Origin of the sequence: Streptomyces sp. NPDC002490, from assembly GCF_040296045.1 — a bacterium.
Lineage (GTDB): Bacteria > Actinomycetota > Actinomycetes > Streptomycetales > Streptomycetaceae > Streptomyces.
The window spans coordinates 64,424-88,642 of the sequence record NZ_JBEOWM010000010.1 but is presented as its reverse complement, the minus strand read 5'-3'; the positions used below and the strand labels follow the sequence as shown (position 1 = coordinate 88,642).

The 24,219-nt window shown below is 76.0% G+C and carries 16 protein-coding genes; 7 read left to right on the top strand and 9 right to left on the bottom strand.

The window, feature by feature from the left end:
• Positions 1–15: 15 nt before the first annotated feature.
• A complete protein-coding gene (locus ABT092_RS09020) occupies positions 16–1,917 on the bottom strand; it encodes an ATP-binding protein (protein WP_351241426.1) in 1,902 nt (633 codons plus the stop codon).
• 1,173 nt (positions 1,918–3,090) lie between these two features.
• Here ABT092_RS09020 and ABT092_RS09015 point away from each other — a divergent pair.
• Positions 3,091–5,985 (top strand): FAD-binding and (Fe-S)-binding domain-containing protein, encoded by a 2,895-nt coding sequence (locus ABT092_RS09015; RefSeq protein WP_351241424.1) that lies wholly within the window; start codon positions 3,091–3,093, stop codon positions 5,983–5,985.
• Here the strand turns inward: ABT092_RS09015 and ABT092_RS09010 are convergent.
• Together ABT092_RS09010 and ABT092_RS09005 are read right to left on the bottom strand one after the other, a co-directional pair.
• Entirely contained in the window at positions 5,962–6,900 is a 939-nt protein-coding gene (locus ABT092_RS09010; protein ID WP_351241422.1) for a MerR family transcriptional regulator, read from the bottom strand. The genes ABT092_RS09015 and ABT092_RS09010 overlap by 24 nt on opposite strands.
• 33 nt (positions 6,901–6,933) lie before the next feature.
• Positions 6,934–7,905 (bottom strand): LysR family transcriptional regulator, encoded by a 972-nt coding sequence (locus ABT092_RS09005; protein ID WP_351241420.1) that lies wholly within the window; start codon positions 7,903–7,905, stop codon positions 6,934–6,936.
• Between the two features lie 267 nt (positions 7,906–8,172).
• Here ABT092_RS09005 and ABT092_RS09000 point away from each other — a divergent pair, with 267 nt between their 5' ends.
• Positions 8,173–9,138, top strand: a complete 966-nt coding sequence (locus tag ABT092_RS09000; RefSeq protein ID WP_351241418.1) for an EamA family transporter — start codon at positions 8,173–8,175, stop codon at positions 9,136–9,138.
• Positions 9,139–9,388: 250 nt separating this feature from the next.
• Positions 9,389–10,459, top strand: coding sequence for an isopenicillin N synthase family dioxygenase (locus tag ABT092_RS08995; RefSeq protein ID WP_351241416.1), 1,071 nt, complete (start codon positions 9,389–9,391; stop codon positions 10,457–10,459).
• Positions 10,460–10,510: 51 nt separating this feature from the next.
• On the opposite strand, the gene ABT092_RS08990 is transcribed toward ABT092_RS08995, so the two are convergent.
• Complete coding sequence (locus tag ABT092_RS08990) at positions 10,511–11,611, bottom strand: citrate synthase 2 (protein ID WP_351241414.1); 1,101 nt, start codon at positions 11,609–11,611, stop codon at positions 10,511–10,513.
• Positions 11,612–11,906: 295 nt separating this feature from the next.
• Here ABT092_RS08990 and pdxH point away from each other — a divergent pair, with 295 nt between their 5' ends.
• Positions 11,907–12,554 (top strand): pyridoxamine 5'-phosphate oxidase, encoded by a 648-nt coding sequence (gene pdxH, locus ABT092_RS08985; RefSeq protein WP_351241582.1) that lies wholly within the window; start codon positions 11,907–11,909, stop codon positions 12,552–12,554.
• Between the two features lie 32 nt (positions 12,555–12,586).
• Here the strand turns inward: pdxH and ABT092_RS08980 are convergent, their stop codons facing one another.
• Both ABT092_RS08980 and ABT092_RS08975 read right to left on the bottom strand, forming a co-directional pair.
• Positions 12,587–13,444, bottom strand: a complete 858-nt coding sequence (locus ABT092_RS08980) for an alpha/beta fold hydrolase (protein ID WP_351241412.1) — start codon at positions 13,442–13,444, stop codon at positions 12,587–12,589.
• An 884-nt stretch (positions 13,445–14,328) separates the two neighbouring features.
• Positions 14,329–15,021: an iron-dependent transcriptional repressor DtxR gene (locus tag ABT092_RS08975; RefSeq protein ID WP_351241410.1), complete on the bottom strand. Its 693-nt coding sequence runs from the start codon at positions 15,019–15,021 to the stop codon at positions 14,329–14,331.
• A gap of 361 nt (positions 15,022–15,382) precedes the next feature.
• Here ABT092_RS08975 and ABT092_RS08970 point away from each other — a divergent pair, with 361 nt between their 5' ends.
• Complete coding sequence (locus tag ABT092_RS08970; RefSeq protein WP_351241408.1) at positions 15,383–16,204, top strand: SIS domain-containing protein; 822 nt, start codon at positions 15,383–15,385, stop codon at positions 16,202–16,204.
• A gap of 19 nt (positions 16,205–16,223) precedes the next feature.
• Here the strand turns inward: ABT092_RS08970 and ABT092_RS08965 are convergent, their stop codons facing one another.
• On the bottom strand, positions 16,224–17,642 hold the full coding sequence (locus ABT092_RS08965; RefSeq protein ID WP_351241406.1) for a PAS domain-containing protein: 1,419 nt from the start codon (positions 17,640–17,642) through the stop codon (positions 16,224–16,226).
• A gap of 758 nt (positions 17,643–18,400) precedes the next feature.
• The gene (locus tag ABT092_RS08960; RefSeq protein ID WP_351241404.1) at positions 18,401–19,069 is read right to left on the bottom strand and encodes a bifunctional DNA primase/polymerase; all 669 of its coding nucleotides are present in this window, start codon (positions 19,067–19,069) and stop codon (positions 18,401–18,403) included.
• Positions 19,070–19,477: 408 nt separating this feature from the next.
• On the opposite strand from ABT092_RS08960, the gene ABT092_RS08955 reads away from it, so the two are divergent.
• Both ABT092_RS08955 and ABT092_RS08950 read left to right on the top strand, forming a co-directional pair.
• A complete protein-coding gene (locus tag ABT092_RS08955) occupies positions 19,478–20,860 on the top strand; it encodes an NsdA family TPR-like regulatory protein (protein WP_351241402.1) in 1,383 nt (460 codons plus the stop codon).
• Positions 20,861–21,157: 297 nt separating this feature from the next.
• Positions 21,158–22,825: a hypothetical protein gene (locus ABT092_RS08950; protein ID WP_351241400.1), complete on the top strand. Its 1,668-nt coding sequence runs from the start codon at positions 21,158–21,160 to the stop codon at positions 22,823–22,825.
• 27 nt (positions 22,826–22,852) lie between these two features.
• Here ABT092_RS08950 and ABT092_RS08945 read toward each other — a convergent pair whose 3' ends face one another.
• Positions 22,853–24,184: an ABC transporter substrate-binding protein gene (locus ABT092_RS08945; protein WP_351241398.1), complete on the bottom strand. Its 1,332-nt coding sequence runs from the start codon at positions 24,182–24,184 to the stop codon at positions 22,853–22,855.
• Positions 24,185–24,219 lie beyond the last annotated feature (35 nt).

Genomic DNA, 24,219 nt, shown 5'->3' with positions numbered 1-24,219 from the left:
GTGAGCGGGCGGTGGTCATGAGGTGGGCTCACCTTCCTGCTGGAGCGGTTCGACGGCCGGTTCGGCCTTGGCGGAGGCCGGGGGAGCGGTGCGGACGGCCGCCCGGAAGTTGCTGAACCGCGCCGTGCGGGCGGCGACTTCCGCGGGGTCGAGGGGGGCGGAGGCGGCGTAGGGGTCGCCGCCGGCGCGCCGGGGGTCGGTGTCGGCGAGGGTGCGGCCCCGGGCCCGGCGCGGGAGCCGGCCGGTCGGCGGGGTCGCGCCGCGCACCGGCAGGGCGGCCGGTGCGGGTGGTGCGGTGCGGGCCGCGGCGGCCCGGGACGGCCGGCCGTGGGACGGCACCGGGTCGGGGTCGAGGCCGTCCTCCGCGTCCGGCCGGGCGGCGGCGTACGAGAAGGACAGCGGGTGCGGGTCGGCCGCGGGGACGACGGAGGACGTCGTGCCGGGCCGGGCGTCCTCGATGGCGGGGTCACCGGCCGCCGGGGCGGGGCGCGCGTGCTCCGGGTCGGCCGCGGGCGCCGGCTCGGCTTCGGTCTCGGGCAGGCCCGAGTAGCGCGAGGGTGCGGCGTCGGGGCCGGTCAGCAGGGACCGGGGGATCATCAGGACCACGCCGGTGCCGCCGCGCGAGGAGGGGCGGAACGACACCTTCAGTCCGTGCTTGCGGGCGAGCCGGCCCACCACGGCGAGTCCGAGCCGGGTGCCGGAGAGCCCGCCGAGCGCGGTGCACTCGCCGGACACGGACCGTTCCGCGCGGTGCAGTTGGAGCTCGCTCATCACCAGTCCGCTGTCCTCGACGGAGACGACGACCCCGGCCGGCACCTCCTCCACGTACACATGGACCTCGGAGGTCGGCGAGGAGAAGTTGGCCGCGTTGTCGAGGAGTTCGGCGAGGGCGTGCATCACGCCCTCGGCGGCGTGGCCGGCGACGGCGACCTGGCTGGTGGAGTGCATCCGGACCCGCCGGTAGGCGCTGATGCGGCCCATCGCGCCGCGCAGGATGGACTCCATGACGATGGGTCGGGACCAACGCCGCCCGGAGCGCGAGCCGGTGAGCAGCGCCATCGAGTCGGCGATCCGACCGGCCTGAGCGGTGCGGTGGTCGAGGTGCAGCAGGTCGGCGAGGACGTTCTCGTCGGCGTGCTGGTCCTCCATGCGGCGCAGGTCGGCCAGGGTGCCGGTGGCCAGGGCCTGGAGCCGTCCGGCGGCGTTGGCGCAGGCGGACAGGGTGGCGGCGCGGTCGATGGCGGCGTGGTCGGCGGCCTCGGCCAGCCGGGCGTTGTCGACGGAGAGCCGTTCGCAGACGGCGCCCAACCGGTCGCGTTCCCGGGTGAGTTCCTCGGCGGCCCGCTCCCGTTCGTCGGCCAGCTTCTCGGTGAGGGAGGCGTTCTGGGCGAGGGCGCGGGCGGTCTCGGCCCGCGCCGCGGCGAGCCGCTCCCGCAGCAACCGGGCGGTGTGCAGGGTCCGGTGGGTGACGGCGACGGTGACGGAGAGCAGCAGGGCGCCGGCCGCGGCGCCGCCGAGGGCCACGGTGTTCCGGACCTCGGGGGGCGCGGCCAGGGCGGTGGCGAGCGTGGCGCCGCCGGAGAGCAGCAGGGTGAGCAGTCCCGCGAGGGCGGAACGCATCGGGCCGGGGGCGCTCGGGGCCGGGGCCGTGCCGGTGCGGGTGCGGGGGGCGGTCGCCGGGGCGGGCCGGGACGGCTCGTGCACGGTGGTGCCCTGGACGGGGCGGGTGGTGCGCAGTTCGGCGGCGGAGAGGGGGGTGGGGGTGGCGAACGCCGGCGGGGGGGACGCCGGGGCGGGGGTCGCGGGCGGAGCGGACGCCTGCGGGGTGGGAAGGGCCGCCGTCTGACGGACCTTCGCCCGCCTGGACGCGGGTATGCGGCGTCCCGCGGGGTGCGCGTGCGGTAGGGGCGCGGTCATCAATCGTGTCCTCGGGTCATGTCCTCGGGTGGCGAGTCCACGGTGGCTGGGTGCGGGTGCGGGTGTCGGGGGGCTGGTGGGTGGGAGGGCGGCAGGGCCTCCGCCCCGCGGGGTGTCCGCGGCGGGGACCGTCACGGGGTGTCCGTCACGGGCGCGGGTCGCTCCCCGGGGGGCCCGAGGGTGCCCGGCCCCGGGTGGTGAGCTGCGTCGAAACGGCCGACCGATGGGTCGAAGTGCTTCTCCGTACGGACAGGAAACACCCGCCGTTCAACTTGTCGTCACTATAGGAGAGTTCCTGATCGGTTTGGGAACATCCCGCAGCGGAATTCCTGGCTTTCCGTACCGTCGCGCTAAGCAATTGGTCTGAACCACGCAGCGGCCCTGTGGGGTTCTCGTGTGATTCGCTCGGGACCGGGTGAGGGGAAGGCGGCGCCGGGGTAAGGAGATGCGCTGAGCAATTCCGCACCGTTCGCAGGCGGTAACCCGCGGGTGCGGCGGCTTCCCTGGTCCCCCGCCCCGTCCGGCCCGTTTTCCCAGCCCATTCCGTTGCTCCGGAGCAGGCGGGGGGCCGCCTTCGCGCATCCGACCCGCCGACGTCCCCGCCGCATTCGTTTCCCACGGCAACCGGTCTCCCTTCCGTTTGCCGTGCCGCCCCTGCGCGGCCCCGCCCGGCGGTGCCGCCGCCCGGGGCATACCGACCGCCTCGTATACGGCGATCGGATTCACCGACCGGACCCGGCCCGGGTGATCCGGCTACGCACATGGCCGCGGCCGACCGGCTCCGATTCACGAGTTCCGGCGCCCCGGCCGGTTCGCCCCGTCCCACGGCACCGCGGACTCGACGGTGCAGGTCCGGGCCTCGATCCCGGGCTTCCCGGTGCCCCCGTGCCGGCGGTCGCGCGCGGGGTTCTTCTCGTTTTCCGCGTTCTTCTCGTTTTCCTTCGCGGTCCGATTCGTCGCCCTCTCGCCCGTCGGAATTCCCTTTCGATGCTTTGGCCGTTTTTGTCGCTCCCGGATCTCCTGGAACCCGGGCCGGATTCGCCGGAATCGCCCGCCCCGCAGGTTCTCTCGCCCCCGCCGACGGGTGCGGCCGGCCCGTTCCCCGGGGTCCCCGACCCGCTCCGGGGCGGGCCTTCCGCCCCCCCCTCCGCCCGCGCGCGGGATGCTGGGGGGATGACGGACCACGGGACCGACACCGAACCGGAGGGCCTCCGGGCCGCGTTGCGGGCGGAGGTGGCCGGAGAAGTCGACTTCGGGCCCACCGCCCGCGCCCTGACCACCATGGACGCCTCCAACTACCGACGGGTGCCGCTGGCGGTGGTGGCCCCGCGGGACGCGGACGACGTCCTCGCCGCCCTCACCGTCTGCCGGGACCACGGGGTGCCCGTCCTCGCCCGCGGCGGCGGCACCTCGATCGCCGGCCAGGCCACCGGCACCGGGGTGGTCCTCGACTTCACCCGGCATCTGAACCGGGTCCTGGACCTGGACCCCGAGGCCCGGACGGCGACCGTGCAACCCGGCCTCGTCCTCGACCGGCTCCAGGAGGCCGCCGCCCCGCACGGGCTGCGCTTCGGCCCCGACCCCTCCACCCACGGCCGGTGCACCATCGGCGGCATGGTGGGCAACAACGCCTGCGGAGCCCACTCGGTGGCCTGGGGCACCACCGCCGACAACGTCGCCTCGCTCACCGCAGCCCTCTGCGCCGGTGACCACGGCCCGGCCCTCACCCGACTCGGCCCCGACTGGGCCGGGGCCCCCGCGGCGCTCCGTCCGCTGGTGGAATCCGAACTCGCCCTGCTGCGCACCGGCTTCCCCGACCTCCCGCGCCGGATCTCCGGCTACGCCCTGGACGCCCTGTTGCCCGAGCGGGGCGCCGACGTGGCACGGGCGTTCTGCGGCTCCGAAGGCACCCTCGGCCTGCTCACCGAGGTCACCGTGAAGCTGGTGGAGACCCCGCCCGCGCGGGCCCTCGCCGTGCTCGGCCACGTCGACGAGTCGGCGGCGGCGGATGCCGCCCCCGGCCTGCTGCCGCACCGGCCGCTGACCGTCGAGGGCATGGCCGTCGACCTGGTGCCCCCGGGCGTCCTGGACGCCCTGCCCCGGGGCACGGCCTGGCTGTTCGTGGAGACCGGCGGGGCGAGCCCGGCCGAGGCCCGGGCGGCTGCCGAACGGATCGTCCGCTCCGCGGACGCCCTCGACGCCCGGGTGGTCACCGACCCGGCCGCCCAGCGGGCCCTGTGGCGGATCAGGGAGGACGCGGCCGGCACCGCCACCCGGATGCCGGACGGCTCCGAGGCGTGGCCCGGTTGGGAGGACTGCGCGGTTCCCCCGGCCCGACTCGGCGCCTACCTGCGGGAGTTCCGCGCCCTGCTCGCCGCGCACGGCCTGCACGGCACCCCCTACGGGCACTTTGGCGACGGCTGTGTGCACGCACGGATCGACTTCGACCTGCTCACCGCCCCCGGAATCGCCCGGTTCCGCGCCTTCTCCGAAGAACTGGCGGACCTGGTGGTCGCCCACGGCGGTTCGCTCTCCGGGGAGCACGGCGACGGCACCGCCCGGGCCGAGTTGCTGCCCCGGATGTACGGCCCCGAACTCGTCGGGCTCTTCGCGCGGGTGAAGGCCGCCTGGGACCCGCAGGGACTGTTGAACCCCGGGGTACTCGTCCGGCCGGCGCGGCTGGACGAAGGGTTGCGGTTCGCCGTGCTGCCCCGGCGGCCGGTGCCGGTGGAGTTCGGCTACCCGCAGGACGGCGGGGACTTCACCGCGGCGGTGCGTCGCTGCGTCGGCGTCGCCAAGTGCCGCACCACCGTGCCCGGCCCGGACGTGATGTGCCCCTCCTTCCGGGCCACCGGAGAGGAGGAGCACTCCACCCGGGGCCGGGCCCGGCTGCTCCACGAGATGCTGGCCGGCACCACCGGCGCCCCCGACGCCGTCATCACCGGCGGCTGGCGCGCCCCCGAGGTGCGGGACGCCCTCGACCTCTGCCTCTCCTGCAAGGGGTGCCGCTCGGACTGCCCGGTCGGCGTCGACATGGCCACCTACAAGGCGGAGTTCCTCCACCACCACTACGCGGGACGGCTCCGCCCGGCCTCCCACTACGCCCTGGGCCGGCTGCCGCGCTGGCTCCGGCTGGCCGCGGCCACCCGCACCGCACCGTTGTTGAACGCCCTGGCCGCCCGGGAGCCGCTGGCCGCCCTCGGCAAGCGGCTGGCCGGCATCGACCCGCGCCGGGACCTCCCGCCGCTCGCCCCCGAACCCTTCACCCGCTGGTTCGCCCGGCGGACCCCGCCCGGCCCCCGGTTGCTGTCGACCAGTCAGGCCACCGTGGTGTGGCCGGACACCTTCACCGAGCACCTGGCCCCCGAGGTCGGCCGGGCCGCCGTCCGGGTGCTGGAGGCGGCGGGACAGCAGGTCCTGTTGCCCGGCACCGGGGTGTGCTGCGGGCTGACCTACGTCACCACCGGCCAACTCGACCGGGCCCGCCGGGTGATGACCCGCACCCTCGACCTGCTGGACCGGACCGGCGGCCCGGACCTGCCGGTGACCGTCCTGGAACCGAGCTGCGCCGCCACCCTCCGCACCGACCTGCCCGAGCTCCTGCCGAAGGACCCCCGCGCCCACCGGCTGGCGGCCTCGGTGCGCACCTTCGCCGAGACGCTGGAGGCGCAGGTGCCCCACTGGCGTCCGCCCCGGCTGGACCGGCCGGTGGTCGGCCAGACCCACTGCCACCAGCACGCGGTCCTCGGCGACGGGGCCGACCAGCGGGTCCGGGACGCCGCCGGCCTGAGCGGGCGACTGAGCGGCGGCTGCTGCGGACTGGCCGGCAACTTCGGCTTCGAGAAGGGCCACTTCGAGGTGTCGCAGCGCTGCGCCGAGGAGCAGCTGCTGCCCTCGGTGCGGGCGGCCCCGCCGGGCGCCCTGGTCCTCGCGGACGGCTACTCCTGCCGCACCCAGCTCGCCCAACTCGGCGGGGTCCGGGGGCGCCACCTGGCCGAAGCGCTGGCGGACGGCCTGCCCGGGGAGGAGGGCGCCGGGACGGGGTCAGCCGGCCGTGCGGACCCGTAGCGCGGCGACGGTCCAATCGATCACCGGAGCCGTGCACCGGGGCGGCTGCCAGCCGTTGACCAGCGCCAGCAGCCGGAAGTACCGGCCCTTGCGCGGATCGCGCATCCCGTCGAGCCGGTCCAGCAGCCACCCTCGCAGGGCCGGGTCGTCGGGGCGGTCGTGGAGGAGCGCGCAGCGGGCGGTGAACTCCGCGACCACCGGATCGGCCCCCGGCGATCCGGGGTCGGTGCCGGCCGCGAGGGCGGGCCCCACGACCAGCCGGGCCAGGCCGATCGTGCCCGGCCGCGGCGGGGCGCCGGCATCGGCGGGCAGCTCGGCCAGATGGGTGTGGACGAGGTGCCGCAGATCGGCCCGGAACTCCGGATCGAGGGCCAGCCCGGCCAGCTCTACCCAGGCGGCGAGCTGCTCCTCCGTGGGGTCGTCGGGGAGGTCGGGGGTCAGGGTGCGCCGTGGTCCGGCGTGCCGGGCGGGGTCGCCGAGGCCGTCGAAGACCTCGTGCAGGAAGTCGTCGACCAGACGTCGGCGTTCGACCGCGGTCAGGGTGGCCAACCGGTGCATGCGTGCCATCTCCTCGGGGGTGGTTCCGTGCGCGGCGACGACGCCCAACACGGCCCGCCGCAGCCGCAGGACGTCGATCTGGACGTCCAGCGCGGCGACGTGCTCGGCGGCGACCTCGCCGAGGGTGCGCTCCCGTGCCGTGACCCCTCGGATCACGTCGAGGCCGATGCCGAGTTCCCGTAGCGTGCGCACCAGGGCGAGCCGGGCCACGGCGTCCGGTCCGTAGCGCCGGTAGCCGGCGGGGGTGCGGTCCACGGGCGTGACGAGGCCGCGGTCGGAGTAGTAGCGGACGGTCTTGACCGTCAGCCCGGTGCGCCGGGCCAGCTCACCGATCGAGTAGGGAGTGCCGCCGTTCATGGCCCCACTCTGGGCTCTCCCCCGGCGGGAGACTCAAGCGCCCCCGTCCCCGCCCTCCGTCAGCACCGCGCGGACCAGGGCCAACAGGGCGTGGAGCGCGGGTCCGTCGGTGCCGGTGCGCCAGGCCAGCAGCACCGGCACCGGGGGCGCGTCGGCCAGCGGCACGTAGACGACGCCCTGGTGCGGGTGCATCCGGGCGGTGGCGGTCGCCGAGACGCCCACCGCCCGGTCGGCGGCGATGGCGTTCAGCCAGTCGTCGGTGTTGGCGACCTTGACCACCGAGACCGGGCGGATCGCGGCGGGCCACAGCTCCAGGGAGGTCAGCCCGGAGACGGTGTTCAGGGCGATGGTGCGGTCCGACAGGTCGGCCAGCCGCAGGTCCGCCCGGTCGGCCAGCGACCCGTCCGAGGGGACCGCCGCGACCTGCCCCTCCTCGTACAGCCGCACCGACTCCAGCCCGGGCGCCGGCAGCGGTCCGCGCAGGAACGCCGCGTCGACCAGCCCCCGGGTCAGCCCGGCGGTCCGGTCGTCGATGCGCAGCAGCTCCAGCGGGGTGTCCGGGTGCGCGGCGCGCCAGCGGCGCAGCAGGGGCGTGGTGTACGGGCCCAGCGCCGACCAGGGGTGGCCGATCCGCAGCGGGCGGGGCGCCCCGCGGCCGGTGGCGAGGGCGTCCTCGAAGGCGGTGACGGCGGCCCGGGCCCGGTCCCGGAAGGCGTGGCCCTCGGGGGTCAGGGCGAGGTGGTGGGTGGAGCGGTCCACCAGCCGGACGCCGAGCGCGCCCTCCAGGGCGGCGAGGGTCCGGGACACGGCCGGCTGGGTGAGTCGCAGCCGGATCGCCGCCCGGGTGAAGCTGCCCTCCTCGGCGACGGCGAGGAAGCAGCGCAGATGACGGATCTCCAGGGTGCGCAGGCTGCCAGTGCCAGTGCCGGTGCCAGTGCCAGTGCCGGTGCCAGTGCCAGTGCCGGTGCCGGCCGGGCGGGGCCGATGGCCGCTGTCAGCGCTCATGTCTGTGAAGCATAGGCGCGGTCCGATCGGCATTTCACGGGCGCGCACGGGGCGTTTAGCGTGGTGGGGAGGGCCGAGGGACCGCCCCGGGGCGGACACCGGCTCGGGGGCAGGACCCGTGCGCCGGCGCAGTGCTCCGGGGTGTTCGGGGGTCGAGGTGCTGGGCACCCCCCCGGTTTGGTGCATTAAAGTGCACTCTTGAGTTCAGAGTAGTGATCGGACGGGTGTCGCCGGCCGACCCGCCACCGATGACGATGCGAGGAACCCGTGGACGTCCCCCCGACCGCCGCCGCCACTGCCGGCCCGGCCCCCGCGCGCACCCCGGCCCCCGCCCCCGCGGACGGCGGCGCGCGACCGGGACGGTTCGGGGCGTTCGGCCCGGTCGGGCTGGTCCTCGCGGGCGGCGTCTCCGTCCAGTTCGGCGGGGCCCTCGCGGTCACCCTGATGCCCCGGGCCGGGGCCCTCGGCGTCGTCACCGTGCGCCTGGTGGTCTCCGCGCTGGTCCTCCTCCTGGTCTGCCGGCCCCGACTGCGCGGGTACACCCGCGCCGACTGGACCACGGTCGTCGCCTTCGCGGTGACCCTCGCCGGCATGAACGGCCTCTTCTACCAGGCCATCGACCGCATCCCCATCGGCCCGGCCGTCACCCTGGAGGTGCTCGGCCCGCTCGCCCTGTCGGTGATCGTCTCCCGCCGCGCGATCAACCTGCTCTGGGCGGGCCTCGCGCTCGCCGGGGTGTTCCTGCTCAGCGGCGGCGGCTTCGGCACCCTGGACCCGGTCGGCATGGCCTACGCCCTCGCGGCGGGCGCCCTGTGGGCCCTGTACATCGTGTTCTCCGCCCGCACCGGCCGCCGCTTCCCCAAGGCCGACGGCCTCGCGCTCGCCATGGCCGTGGGCGCGGTGCTGATCCTGCCCTTCGGCGTGGTGGAGTCCGGGACCGCACTCCTCGACCCCGCCGTCCTCGGGCTCGGCGCGGCCATCGCCCTGTTGTCCTCCGTGCTCCCGTACACCCTGGAACTGCTCGCCCTGCGCCGGATGCCCGCCTCCACCTTCGCCGTCCTGATGAGCCTGGAGCCGGCGATCGCCGCGGCGGCCGGGTTCCTCGTCCTGAGCCAGACCCTCACCGCCTCCCAGAGCGTGGCCATCGTCCTGGTCATCGCGGCGAGCATGGGCGCGGTCCGCACCCAGATGGCCCGCGGCCGGCGCGCGGCACCCGCCGCCGATCCGCTCTGACCTCCCCGCGCCCGGCGTGCGCACACCTCGTGCGCCGGGCGCGGACCACCTGTGAGCGAGCGCACGCGCGTGCCTTCCACCCCCGCAGTACGCTGGCGACATGCTTCCGCTCGTACGCCGCCGTCATGTGGACTACCGCCGTGTGACGAGCACCGGATGTCGGCGTCCCGCCTGACCCGACCCCCGTCAACCCAGGCAGCCCGGCGCCCCACCCCGGCGGCGCCGGTGCCGTACCCCCAGCGGACATCCCATGACGCATCCGGGTGACACCACCGGCCCCCTCGCCCGCCCCCTCGACGGCAACCACTCCACCGGCCGCACGGACCTGCCCGTCATCGACCTCTCCGCAGCGGACCGCGGCCCCCAGGCCCGCCGACTGCTCCACGCCCAACTGCACGACGCCGCACACCGGGTGGGCTTCTTCCACCTCGTCGGGCACGGCGTCCCGCAAGCCCGGACCGCCGCGCTCACCACCGTCGTGCACCGGTTCTTCGCCCTGCCGGAGGCCGAGCGGGGCGCCCTCGACATCGTCAACTCCCCGCACTTCCGCGGCTACACCCGCACCGGCGAGGAACGCACCGGCGGCCGGGCCGACCGGCGCGACCAACTCGACATCGGCACCGAGCGCCCCGCCCGGGCGCCCGCCCTCGGCGCCCCCGCGTACGGCTGGCTCCAGGGCCCCAACCAGTGGCCCGACGCCCTGCCCGAACTGCGGACCGCCGCACTGGACTGGATGGCCCGCCTCGGCGACGTCGCCCAGCGCCTGCTGCGGGAACTGCTCGCCTCGATCGGCGCCCCGCCCGACTTCTACGACCCGCTCTTCGGGCCGGGCGCGCACCCCCAGCTGAAACTGGTCCGCTACCCGGGCGGGGCCGGCGCCGACGGCGCCGGGCAGGGGGTGGGCGCGCACAAGGACTACGGCTTCCTGACCCTGCTGCTCCAGGACGAGGTCGGCGGGCTCCAGGTGCAGCGCGAGGACGGGGCGTTCCACGACGTGCCGCCGCTGCCCGGCGCCTTCGTGGTCAACCTCGGCGAGCTCCTGGAGATCGCCACCGACGGCTACCTCATGGCCACCGCGCACCGGGTGGTCAGCCCGCCCGGCGCCACTGAACGGTTCTCCGTCCCGTACTTCCACAACCCGCGGCTCGACGCCCGGGTGGAGCCGCTGCCCTTCCCGTACGCCCCGCGCGCGCCCGGGATCACCCGGGACCCGGCGAACCCGTTGCACGCCGAGTTCGGCCGCAACGAGTGGAAGGGCAAGCTGCGCGCGCACCCCCGGGTCGCCGCCCGCCACCACCGGAACCGTCCGGTCCGGGCCTGAGCGCCGGCGCGGGGCCCGTCCGCCGGCGTGCGGAAGGGGCCCCGCGCCCGCTCAGGAGGCGGCGCGCTCCGGGCGCAGCAGCTCGGCCAGGGGGCGCGCTCCGGGCCCGGTGTACCGGGCGGAGGGCCGCACCAGCCGCCCGGTCCGCTTCTGCTCCAGCACGTGGGCCGACCAGCCGGCCGTCCGGGCACAGGTGAACAGGGAGGTGAACAGGTGCGCCGGCACCTCGGCGAAGTCCAGCACGATCGCCGCCCAGAACTCCACGTTGGTGGCCAGCACCCGGTCCGGGCGGCGGGCCCGCAACTCCGCCAGCGCCGCCTCCTCCAGCGCTTCGGCCACCTCGAACCGGGGCGCGCCCAGCTCCCGGGCGGTGCGCCGCAGCACCCGGGCCCGCGGGTCCTCGGCCCGGTACACCCGGTGCCCGAAGCCCATCAGCCGCTCGCCCCGGTCCAGGGCCCGCCGTACGTAGGCGCCGGCGTCGCCGGTCCGCTCGACCTCCTCGACCATCCCCAGCACCCGCGACGGGGCGCCGCCGTGCAGCGGCCCGGACATGGCGCCCACCGCGCCGGAGAGCGCGGCGGCGACGTCGGCGCCGGTGGAGGCGATCACCCGGGCGGTGAAGGTCGAGGCGTTCATCCCGTGCTCGGCGGCGGAGGTCCAGTACGCGTCGACGGCCGCCACGTGCCGCGGGTCGGGATCGCCCCGCCACCGGACCATGAACCGCTGCGCCGCGGTGGTGGCCCGGTCCGCCTCGCGCTGGGGCACCATCGCCAGACCCTGCCCCCGTGCGGACTGCGCCACGTAGGACAGGGCCAGCGCGGCGGTGCGGGCGAGGTCGTCACGGGCCTGGGCCTCGCTGACGTCCAGCAGGGGGCGCAGCCCCCACACGGGCGCCAGCTGGGCCAGCGCGGCCTGGACGTCCACCCGGACGTCTCCCGAGTGCACGGGCAGCGGAAACGGTTCGGCAGGGGGGAGGCCGGGGGCGAAGGATCCGTCCACCAGCAGCCCCCACACCTGCTCGAAGGGCACCTGGCCGGCCAGTTCCTCGATGTCGACGCCCCGGTAGCGGAGGGCGCCGCCCTCCCGGTCCGGTTCGGCGATCTCCGTTTCGAACGCGACGACTCCTTCGAGCCCGGGAACGAAGTCGGTCATGGGGCGGCTCCTTGCTGCGGAGGGCGCACGGGGCGCCCGGCGTCGGTGCCGCGGCACCACCGGTGGGGGAGCGCGCGGACCGGACCCGTCACCCCCGTGATGCCCCGTTCGGGCGGTCGGCCAACCGGAACCGGGCGCGGACATTTCCCTGAGTGCCGGAAATCGGGTCCGCGGTGGCACTGAGTGCCGGGTCGGGTACGCGTTGGGTGACCGCCCCCTCGCGGTCCGCACGGGGCGGGTGCGGCAGGATGGCGCCGTGAACCGCGATTCCGTCGACCACCCGAACCCGTCCCTGATGCGCGCGCAGTACCGGGAGCGGGGCCTCGCAGAGAACGACCTGGCGGCCCACCCCCTGGAGCAGTTCGCCCGCTGGTTCCGGGACGCGGCCCGCACCGCGGACGAGGGCGCCCTCTACGAGCCGAACGCCATGGTGGTGTCCACCGCGGACGTCCGGGGCCGGCCCCGCTCCCGCACCGTCCTGCTGAAGCAGTTCGACCACGAGGGCTTCGTCTTCTACACCAACTACGGTTCCCGCAAGGCCCGCGACCTCGACGCCAACCCGCAGGTCGCGCTGCTCTTCCCCTGGCACCCGATGGCCCGCCAGGTGCTCGTCACGGGGGTCGCGAGCCGCACCGGTCGCGACGAGACCGCCGCCTACTTCCGCACCCGCCCGCACGGCTCCCAACTCGGGGCCTGGGCCAGCGCCCAGTCCACGGTGGTCGCGTCCCGCGCGGAACTCGACCGAGCCTACGCCGAGTTGGCGGTCCGGTACCCGGAGGGCGAGCAGGTGCCGGTGCCCCCGCACTGGGGCGGCTACCGGGTGGCCCCGCTGACCGTGGAGTTCTGGCAGGGGCGGGAGAACCGCCTCCACGACCGGCTCCAGTACGTGCGGGAGGGCACCGGCCCCGACACCGCCTGGCGGGTCGAGCGGCTGAGCCCCTGACCGTCCCGCGACGGGCGCGCGGGCCGGCCCGGTCAGCCCGCGGTGACCTCCTCCAGGAAGGGTTCGATCGCGGTGCGCCACTGCTCGGGCCGGTCGACGTGGACGAAGTGGGTGGCGTCGTCGACCTCCGCGTACCGGCCCCGGGGCAGCACCCGCACCATCTCCTGGGCCTCCGCCCGCCCCAACTCCCCGTCCAGTCCGCGCACCACCAGCGTGGGGCAGCGGACCTGCGCCAACTCGTCCCAGTGCGCGTTGTGCGTCCAGGCGGCGCGGGAGGCGAGCACGTGCGCGGGGTCGAAGACGGGCCGCCAGCCGTCCGGGGACTCGGCCATCACCTCGGCGTAGAACGCACCGCGGGTCGCGTTCGGCCGCTCCACCCGGGGGTCGTCCTCGCCGAACCACTTGTGCACGTCGGCCAGGGTCGCGAACGGGAGCGGCCAGGTGGCGAACCACTGCTCCCACTCCCGCTGGGAGGCCGCGCCCAGCGCCGAGGCGCGCATGTCGCCCACCACGACCGCGCGCACCAACTCGGGCCGGCGCGCGGCCACCTGCCAGGCCGTCAGCGCGCCCATGCCGTGGCCGATCAGCACTGCGGGCGCGAGGTGGAGCTGCTCCAGGGCGGCGATCGCGTCCGCGATGTACGCCTCCCGGTCCCAGGGGCCGTCGACGGGCTTGTCGCTGCGGCCGTGCCCGCGCTGGTCGAGGGCGAGCGCCCGGTGCCGTTCCCCCAGCCAGCGGGCGGTGTCGGCCCAGTGCGAGGCCCGGCCCATCAGGCCGTGCAACAGCAACACGCCCGGCGTGCGCTCCCGCCCGGGCTTGGACGGGTCGGCGAAGTCCCAGGCGGCCAGGCGCACCCCGTCCGCCCCGGTCACGTCGATACGCCTCGCCATTGCTCCGGCACCCCCTCATGGCGGCCCGGGGGCCGCTCGCGCGCTCTACTGGGCTGTTGCGGGTCTTGTGTGTGGGCTGGAAGGGGCGGAATCATGCAGGGCACCGCTCCGCCCGCCGGTCGTCAGGTCGACGGATGCCAGATTATCGAACTTGTATTCGAAAAGGCGGTGCGGGGTCGTGCCACCCCTCGTTCGGATGACGCTTCCCGGGGAACGGCCCCGGTGAACCGGGGGAGCTCGCTGCCGGGAGGCGGGCCGCCCGGGGAGGCGGGCCCGTGGGGAGCGCCCCCGAGAGCTCGGGGCTCCGGAGCGGCGAAGGGGCGCGGACTCCGGCGCCCCCGGGTGTCGGGGCCCGTCACGGGCCGCCCCGCCCCGTGGTGCGCGGTGCGGCGGCGGGGTCGCGGACTCCGGGGCGGGCGCCCGCCGTCGAGCGCTCCGCGCCGCACCTTCCGCTGACGTACCGCCCCCTGCGCGCCGCGCATGGTCCGCCCCTCCACGGCCGAGGGACCGGGTCCCGACGTGCGGTTCCCGGCCTCCTGGTCATATGCCTGCCGCACAGATTGGCACGGGGAGGGGGTCCGGCGCTGCGATTCCACACACAGAAAGCGCATCGGCTGTGAATGTGAACACCCGCCGTCCCCCTCCCGTTCTCCGCCGTCCCAACAACCCCACATCCAGGGGCGCACTCCACCTGCTCACGCCCCCGTGCAGGTCCGCACGCCCCTGCCCGGTGGGCGAGCTGCCCGGGGCACTCCGCAGCGCACCCGGACCGGTCCGGTCCCGTCCGGGCGCCGTCGAGCCCACGGCGCCCGCCCCCGTCCGCAACCGGACCCGGCCCGTGCCGTCTGCGGGGCGGCACGGGACTCAGCCCCGAGAGCGGCGCCTCACCGCTTGGCCACGAACACGTGGGACGCCACCTCGGTCGACAGCTCGGCGGCCTCGCCACCGCTGCCGACCAGCACCCCGCCCGCGGACTCGGTGACGCTCACCACCGAACCGGGCTGCACCCCGGCCCGCCGCAGCGTGTACATCAACTGGGCGTCCGTCTGGATCGGCTCGCCGATCCGCCGGACCACCACGGTCTTGCCCTCGCTGCCCGGGTCGAGCTCCGCGAGGGACACCATCCCCTCGTCGAGGAAGGGGTCGGCGGCCTCCTTCTCGCCCAACTCCTCCAGCCCCGGAATCGGGTTCCCGTACGGCGACTCGGTGGGGTGCCGCAACAGCTCCAGCACGCGCCGCTCCACCGCCTCGCTCATCACGTGCTCCCAGCGGCACGCCTCCGCGTGGACCTGCTCCCACTCCAGGCCGATCACGTCGACCAGCAGGCACTCCGCGAGGCGGTGCTTGCGCATGACGCGGGTGGCGAGCCGGCGGCCCTCCTCGGTCAGCTCCAGGTGGCGGTCGGTGGCGACCGACACCAGACCGTCGCGCTCCATGCGCGCCACCGTCTGGCTCACCGTCGGGCCGCTCTGGTCCAGCCGCTCCGCGATGCGGGCGCGCATGGGGACCACACCCTCCTCTTCGAGTTCGAGGATGGTGCGGAGATACATCTCGGTGGTGTCGATCAGTCCGGACATACGTACGTGCCCCTCGTTCGGCTTTGCTAGTGCTCCACTAGCGAGTGCGCTGGCCCCTGGCCCCAATTCTTACGCATCGCGCCGACAACCGGGCCCCGGCCGTCGTACCCGACCTCGTCCCGACGTCCTCCGGCGCGCACGTCGCCGTGTGCGGAACGCCTCGCACACCGGCGCGCGGGTGGCGTCCGCACCCGTGTTGACAGCGCAGCGGTGCAGAACGCACGGTGATCCGCGACACGCGCGGGGACGGCACTGCGAGGTCACCGGCGCGCGCGACCCGCCCGCGGGCGCACGCTGCCGGGTACCGCGCCGGCGCTCCAGCGCGTGAGACGTACACGATCGTGAACGAAGGGGTTCGGCGATGAGCGACAGCAGCTCCCAGGGAGTCGGGGGCGCGCAGGCGCACGACGGAGGGGACCGGGGGACGGGGGCCGACCGGAAGCTCTCCGACCGGTTCTTCGACGCGGCCATCGGGCTGCTCCAGCAGGTCCGGGACGGGGACGCGGACGAGATCGCCGCCGCGGGCACCCTCGTCGCGGACACCGTCGAAGCAGGTGGACGGCTCTTCGCCTACGGCGCCGGGCACTCCGCGCTCGCCGCCCAGGACATCGTCTACCGGGCGGGCGGCCTGGCCCTGATGAACCTGCTGGCCGTGCCCGGCGCCGTGGGCGTCGACGCGGTGCCCGCCACCCTCGGCTCCGCGCTGGAGCACGTCGAGGGGCTGGCCACGGCGGTGCTGGACACCAGCCCGCTGCGCGCCGGGGACCTCCTGATCGTCATCTCGCTCTCCGGCCGGAACGCGCTGCCCGTGGAGATGGCCTCCCACGCCCGCGCCCTCGGGGTTACGGTCATCGGCGTCACCTCCGTCGCCTACGCCACCGGGACCACGTCCCGGCACCCGTCCGGCACCCACCTCAAGGACCACTGCCACGTCGTCCTGGACACCCGCATCCCCCTCGGCGACGCCGAGCTCACCCACGAGGGCATCGCGGCCCCGTTCGCCCCCGCCTCCACGGTGGTCAACAGCGCGGTGCTCCAGGCGGTCATGGCCACCGCCGCCGGCGCGCTCGCCGGACGCGGCACCGAACCCCCGCTGCTGCGCTCCGGGAACGTCGACGGCGGTCTGGACTGGAACGACCGGGTGATGGACGAGTACCGCGACCGCATCTTCTACCGCCGGTAGCCGCACCGGCCCCCGCGGCTCAGCCGCGGGGGCCGGACCGCGCGTCGGCGAGGTCCACCGCCGTCGCGATCCGGGCGGCGATCGACTCCGCGTAGGTGGCGTCCAGCCGCTCGAAGCGGCTGCGGCTCGCCGCCCGCAGGAACGTGAGCACCCCCAGGGTCCGGCCCCGGCTGCGCAGCACCGAGCACAGGGCGTGCACCGAGTCCTCCGGCCACTGCCGGGCCCGCGCCCACTCCCGGGCGCGGCCGGGCGGATCGGCGGGCGCACTGGCCCGCACGGAGCTGGTGCGCTCCACGCTCTGGAGCGCCGGGTGCCCGGCCGCGTACCGCAGCGGCAGTCCGGAGCGACGGGCGGCGAGTCCGGGCCCCGGGCCGCCCGCGGGGCCGGCGGGCGTGGCCAGGGCCCGCACCAGGCGCACCGGCACGTCGAGGTCCGGGTGCGCGGAGGGCGCGTCGGCCCGGCCGAGCACGTCCAGCAGCACGTGGTCGGCGAAGCCGGCGAGCGAGAAGTCCAGCAGCACCGAGATCGCCTCGGCGGGGTCCTCGCACTCACCGGCCGCCCGCGCCGCCCGGTGCAACTGGTTGCTGCGGAACCGCAGCTGGGTGGCCTCCTGCTCGGTCTGCTTGGACTCCGTGACGTCCTGGAAGAGCCAGCCGACGCCCAGCGGAACCGGTTCTTCGGCGAGCGGCGACGACAGCCGGACGAAGCCGCTGCGCCAGCACCGCCGGACCTCGCCGTCGGGCAGTCGGACCGTCACCCACAGGTCGGTGGGCACGGGCGGCGCCCCCTCGGCGAGGACGTGCGCCAGCGCGCCCTCCACCTCCTCCACGCCCTGGGTCAGGAACTCGCCCAGCGGCCGGCCCAGCAGGGTGGTGCGCCCGCTGCCGAGGGCGGTGGCGGCGTGCGCGTTGGCGGCGGCGGGCCGCAGGTCCGCGTCGATCAGGACGACGCCCCAGGCGGCGTCCTGGAAGAGGGCCTCGCTCAGGGCGATGGACCGCTCCAGGTCGATCTGCGCGTGCACCTCGCTGAACGCGCAGTACACGCCGGCGGGCTCGCCGTCCGGTCCGCGCACGGCCGCGGACTGGGTGCGCACCAGCACCCGGCCGCCGTCCTTGGTGAGCAGGGCGAACTCGTGGACCTGACGGCCCCGCGCCCGCATCGCGCCCAGCAGGCGCTCCACGATGCCCGCGGCATCGCCCGGCCGGGCCGCCCAGCCCGCGAACCCCTGGCGGCCGACCGCCTCGTCGGCGCTCCACCCGAGGACGCGTTCGGCCTCCCGGTTCCAGTGGGTGACCACCCCGTCCGCGTCGAGGGCGCACAGGGCCGCGTCCATGCCGTCCAGCAGGGCCGCGAGCAGGTCCGCGTCGTCCCGCCCGTCGCGGTCGGGACCGGTCGGTCCCAGTTCGTCGGTGGTCCCGCTCCGTCGGGAAGCACTCACCGGGCACCCCCTGTCCGCGGCGCCCAGCACCGCGTCGTTTCCGTGCGGCACGCGTACCACCGCGTCGGGTACGCCTCACCGCGCTCCGGCCTCATTCAACTCGAACGTGACCCACCCCATCCAGTGTTCCCCGAAAGAGGCCGCGCCGGGAAACGATCGAGGACCCAACGGCCCGTTTCGGGGGCATCGGGGGCGGCTTTCGTGCAGGTGGGGGCGCATGGGGGGCGGACGCCGCGGATGGTCGTACGGGGGCTCTGCCAGCTTGCGGGCCCGGCGCACGCAGCCGGGTTCGCGCCGGGGGGACGGTCGGGTCCGGGGCCGGTGCGGGAGGCCCGGGGGCGGTGCGGTGGAAAACCGTTTGAGGGCGCCCGAAGGGCGTGCCTAGTGTGGAGACACACAGAAGGGAGGTGGTTCGGAACATGAGTGATCACCGGACTAGTGAGGTGGCTGCGGGCTAGGCCCGTCACCCCACCCGAGTGCGGTGCCGGATCAGCGCGTGGACGCATGCGCAACCGGCCCAATCCACGCAGTCACCCGACCCGCAGGTCGCCGGTCAGTCCGGCCGGCTTCCCCCGCTCCGCGCGGGGGGACCACGCCTGCGGGTCGTCTGCGTGCACGACCCCGTACGGCCTCCCGGACGGAGCGCGGCGCGTCGGCCGGGCGACCGGCCGCGCCCCGCCCGGTGCGTTCCCCGGAGGAGGCGCCGGAGCCCGGGACGGGCGGTGGCGGGCCGGGAACGGGGCAGGCGCACGGGGCGCCTATCGGCGGGCCTCCCGCGCGCAGGCGTACGCCAGCGGACTGATCAGCTCCTCGACGTCCGGCAGCCAACGGTTGGCGTCCGTCGGGCGGTTGGCCCACTGGACGGCGCCCCGGGTGCCGAAGCGGGTCGGCGGCGCGGCGACGTACTTGCCCTCGCCGAGGGTGTCCAGGTCCAGCGAGGACGGCGGCCAGCCCAGCTTGCGGATCAGGTCCGGAACCTTCACCGAGGCGCCGGGCAGGACGAAGAACTGGGTGCGCCCGTTGGGCACGCTCAGCACCGGACCGAGCGTCAGGTCCATCCGCCGCATCCGGGCCAGGGCCAGGAACCCGGCGGTCTCGGGCACGTCGATCACGTCGAAGGTGCGGCCCGTGGGCAGCAGGATCGACGCGTTCGGCTGCTTCTCCCAGATGCGACGCGCGGTCGACGCGCTCCCGGTGGCCTGTGCCGGCCAGTCGTTGCGCGCCGGGTGCGCCCCCGGTGCGGCGCACCCGTTGTCATCGCACGAGCACTGCGGGACCCCGTCGACGGTCTCCATCCAGGTGCCGGGGAAGACGTCCCAGTGTCGTTCCTCGGCGTACCGCACCGCCGTGTCCTGCGGTGCCTCGCCCCGCTGCTGGGGGATCTGGGCGGTCGATGCGGCTCCGCGCTGCTCGATGGTCTCTTCCACGTGCTTCTCAACTCTCGCTTTCTGTAGGGGTAACGACACTCCTCGCGCACGGCATGGTGCACGAGGGCCCGCGGCGGGGCGCATGGGTGCACTGGCAGGGGCGCGCGGAGGGTCGAGCCGCGGCTGTGGGTAACCAGGGTAGGGGCGTACTACCGGCCGTTACCCCGGCATTTCTCGTATGTCCCGCATCTTCCCTTTGTCGTCGGGGCATTGATCAGCGAGAAGCCGCCATCTCGACGGCTGAACAGTGCGAAACCACCTGAACCGGACACGATGTCAGAGAAGACCGGGACACCACCCGCAGCACCCTCCACACCCGCGGCAGCCACGGCGGCCCCGACACCCACACCATCCGAACCAGACGAGGCGGCGGGCTGGCGAGCGCCGCAGCAACAGGGGGTTCACGTCATGGCCGCACGGCCTCTCGTCGCGCGACAACCGAACGAACGGCTCCAGTCCCTCATCCAGGAAGCCGCCTGCTCCAACGCCGGACTGGCCCGCCGGGTCAACATGTGCGGCGCCGAGCACGGTCTCGACCTGCGCTACGACAAGACCTCCGTGGCCCGCTGGCTGCGCGGCCAGCAGCCGAGGGGCCGCGCCCCCGCGATCATCGCCGAGGCGCTCGGCCGCAAGCTCGGCCGGACGGTCACCATCGACGAGATCGGCATGGCCAACGGCAAGAACCTGGCCTCCGGCGTCGGCCTCCAGTTCTCCCCCACCGTGCTGGGCGCCATCGAGCAGGTCTGCGAACTGTGGCGCAGCGACGTGGGCCGCCGGGACTTCCTGTCCGGCTCCTCCGTCGCCGCCTCCGCCCTGGTGGAACCCAGCCGCGACTGGCTGATCTCCGCCCCGGACGCCCAGGTGGCCCGTCAGGCCGGCCCCCGGGTCGGCACCTCCGACGTGGCGGCCGTGCGGGCCATGACCGCGGCCCTGGTCGACCTGGACCACCAGTACGGCAGCGGCCACGTGCGGCCGGTGGTCGTCCACTACCTCAACAGCGTGGTCTCCGGACTCCTCGCCGGCTCCTACCGGGAGACGGTGGGACGGGAGTTGTTCGCCGCCGTCGCCCGACTCACCGAACTCGCCGGGTACATGGCCGTCGACACCGGCCAACCCGGCCTGGCGCAGCGCTACTACATCCAGGCGCTCAGGCTCGCCCAGGGGGCCGGGGACCGCGGCTACGGCGGATACGTGCTGGCCGCCTCGATGAGCCACCTCGCCGCCCAACTGGGCAACCCGCGCGAGATCGCCCAACTCGCGCGCGCGGCACAGGAGGGCGCACGCGGGCGGGTCACCCCCCGCGCGGAGTCCATGTTCCACGCGGCCGAGGCCCGCGGACACGCCCTGCTCGGGGACGTCCGCTCCGCCCAGGAGGCCTCGGTGCGGGCGGTGTCCGCGATGGAGCGCGCCGACGCGGCGTCGAGTGACGACCCGGTGTGGATCGCCCACTTCGACGAGGCGTACCTCGCCGACGAACTGGCCCACTGCCACCGCGACCTCGGACAGGCCGAGGCCGCGGCCCGCACGGCCCGCGAGGCCCTCGACAAGCACCCGCCCACCCGGGCGCGCCGCCGGGCCATCGCCCTGGTGCTGTTGGCGACGGCCCAGATCCAGCAGCGCGAGGTCGAGCAGGCCTGCCACACCGGGCTGCGGGCCGTGGAGCTCCTGGGGACCCTGCGCTCCCAACGGGGCGCCGAGTACCTGGAGGACTTCCACCAGCGGCTGGAACCGTTCCGGGACGAGCCGGTGGTCCGCGAGTTCGGGGCCCGCCTGGAACTCCAGGCGGCCTGACCCCCCGCGTCCCGTGCGGACGTGAGACGGGTCACGGAAGCGGCCCGCCGGTGCCCCTTCGCCGGGCCGCTTCCGAGACCCGTCGCCACGTCCTTCCCGCACCCGCGCCCGCCCGTCCCCGCTGGTCGGACGCCTGGTCAACTGGCCCGCGCACAAGGAGGGAACGGCGCTGCGCGCCGGGGCGGCACCGCTCCCGCCCGGTCGGGCCGCGGCGCGTCGACGCACTTGGCGTGCGGACGCGGGCACCGGGTAGCGTGGCCGGTCTGTTCGGAAGTTCCCTCATCCGAAGGAGTCCCGGTGACGCAGAGCGGACAGGGCGAGGACGCGCATCCCGCTCCGGCACGCCACCCCCACGAGGGCCTCGTGCTCCCCGCGGACGGAAGCGGGCCGTTCCTGCCGCCGGCTCCGCAGCCCACCGCCCCGCCCGGCTGGGGCGCCCCGCCATCCACCGCCCCGCCGCCGGCCCCCGGCGGCTGGGGCGCGCCCGTCCCGCCCCCGCAGCAGCCCTCCCGCGGCCGGCACGCCGCTCCCGGCACCGGCCCGCTGCCGCCCGAGAGCGGCACCGCGCCCGGCGCCCGCCCCGGCCCGGACGCCGAGGCCACCGCGCTGCTGCCGCCGGTCCCGGCCGCCGGCCGTCCGCTGCCCGCCGCCGGTCCACCGGCCGGCCCCGCGCCCGGCCTCTTCCCGCCCGCCGCGGCCGGCGACGCCCAGGCGACCCAGTACCTGCCGCCGGTCCCGCCCGCCCCGGCCCCGCTGCCCGCCGGCCCGGACGCGGCCCCGACCGAGCTGATCCCGCCGATCGCCGCGGGCCCGCCGGCGCTGCCCGCCCTCCCCGGGCCGGACGCCCAGGCCACCCAGGTGATCCCCCCGGTGCCGGCCGCCCCGGACGCCCAGGCCACCCAGGTCATGCCCCCGGTGCCGGCCGGGCCCGGAACCCCGGCCCGGCACCTGGCGGCCACCCAGGTCATCCTGCCCGTCACCCCGGGCGCCCTCCCGCCCGAGATGCCCGCGCCCCCCGGAGCCCCCGCCGAACGGACCCACTACCTCGGCACCGTTCCGCGCGCCGGATCGGCCCCCGACGTGCACAGCGCGCCCACCCAGCACGTTCCGCAGGTGCCGGCCGCCGCCGCGGGCGCCCCGCACGGCGAGCGCACCCCGCCCGAGGCTCTCGCCGGCTTCGACGCCCTGTTCCGCGACGGCGCCCCCGCCCCCCGGCCCGCACCGCCGGGTCCCCGTCCCCCGTACCCGGGTCCGCCGGGGCCGGCCGCCGCGCCCCCGGGGCGGGCGGCGGCCCGTCGGGCCGCCCGCGAACCGCAGCGCAAGTCCCGGGTGCCGCTGATCGCGGCCGTCGGGGTGGGGCTCGCCGCGCTCGGCGTCGGCACCGGGGCGCTGCTCGGCGGCGGCGACGGCGAGGACGCGAAGCGCACCACCAAGGGCAGCGCCCCCGTCTCCGCGGCCGAGGCCGCCGACGCCCCGCCCGAGCCGACCGGGTCCGCACCGGCCCCCGACCGGGCCGCGGACCAGGCGGGGAAGCTGGACGAACTGCTCGCCGACAGCGGCGGCAGCCGCGCCACGGTGATCAGCGCGGTCGCCGACATCAACCGCTGCCGGGACCTGGAGAGCGCCGCCGAGGACCTGCGCGACGCGGCCCGGGAACGGGACGAGCTGGTGACCCGGCTGGCCGGGCTGTCCGTGGACCGACTGCCCCGGCACGGCGAGTTGACCAGTGCGCTGACCACGGCCTGGCAGGCGTCCGCCGAGGCCGACGAGCACTACGCGGCCTGGGCCGAGCGGGTCGACGGCAAGAAGGGCTGCCGCGGCGGCACGGCACGACAGACCAAGGAGGCGGCGGCCGGCAACCGGGCCAGCGGCGAGGCCACCGAGGCCAAGCGGACCGCGTCCGGCCTCTGGAACGCCATCGCCGAGGAGCACGGGCTGACCACCCGGCAGCCCACCCAGCTCTGACGGCCCCGGGGTCCCGGGCGCCCGCCGTCACCGGGCGGGCAGGTCCTCCAGGGTGGCGGACACGTCGACGAACCCGGGGCGGGCGGCCACCAGCCGACCGTCCCGCACCGACTGGAAGGTGACGTTGGCGTTCACCGCCCGGGGGAACTCCCGCACCGCGAGCAGGTCCTCGAACCGCCAGCTCAGCACGGGGGTCAGTCCGCCCGTGTCCACCCGGAGCCCGCCGTCCAGGACGTCCCGTACCCCGCGCGCCGTCACCTCGGCCCCGCCGATCGCCTCGACGGCCTCCCGGAGCACCGTGTAGGCGACCCAGGTGGTCTGCACCCCGGCGTCCGCCGGGTCGATGCGGTTGTCGTCGAAGGCGTGCGCCCCGATGACCTTCCGCAGCGGCGCCCACCGGGGGTCCGAGGACACCGGGTACCAGCCGCAGACGTAGGCGCCCTCGTACGGGCCGGAACCGCCGCCGGTGCGGTCCACCGCCGACTGGTCCACGCTGCCGAAGACCGCCCCGACCCGGACCGGCGGGTAGTCGGCGCGGACCCGCCGGAAGGAGTCGGTGAACGTGCGGGTGCGCTCGCCCAGCGCCGAGACCACGCACCCCTTCCCCGGGCCCGCGGCGCTGACGCGGGACAGGGCCTCACGGGCCTGCCGCGTGTACTCGGTCGCCTCCTCCTCGGCCATCACGTCGTGCGCGGCTGGACGCCGACCGGTGGCGAGTCCGCCGTTGAGCAGCACCGGGAGCTCGTCCCCGGCGGCGGTGTCGGGCCGCACCAGCGCCACGTCGGTGCAGTGCGCGGCGAGCTGTCGTCCCAGGCCCGCCGTCAGCGCCGGCTGTCCGCCGTGCACCGGGTAGGACAGCGCCCGGGTGAACTCGTCCTCGGTGACCCCGTAGCCGCCGATGTACGGGATGCCCGCCGATTCCAGCGGCCCCAGGAAGGCCCGGCTGTGCTGGCTGTAGGAGCCGACCACCGCCACCGCCTCCTCGGCCACCGCACGGTGGGCGCACTCCGAGGCGCCGGCCGCGTCGTTGCGCTCGTTGCAGGTGATCACCTCCAGTTCGCGGCCCCCGATCCCGCCCTCGGCGTTCACCCAGCGGGCGAACGCCCGGGCCATCGCCGGGATGCCGGGCAGGTCGGCGCCCCCGGCCCGCTCGGGCGCCCAGGTCATCACGGTGACCGGGGACCGGTCCGGGCCCGAACCGGGGAGCACGCCGCAAGCCCCGACGAGCGCCGTGAGCGCCGTGAGCGCCGTCGTGCGGCGCAGCGCACCGAGGGCGCGGGCGCGCGGTGCGCGCGGTCTGGAGAACCGGGAGGTGAGGAAGCGCGCGGGGCGCGTGGACGTGCGAGGGGAACCGGTCATGGCTCCGCACCCTTGCGCCGCATTCCTAACCGTCG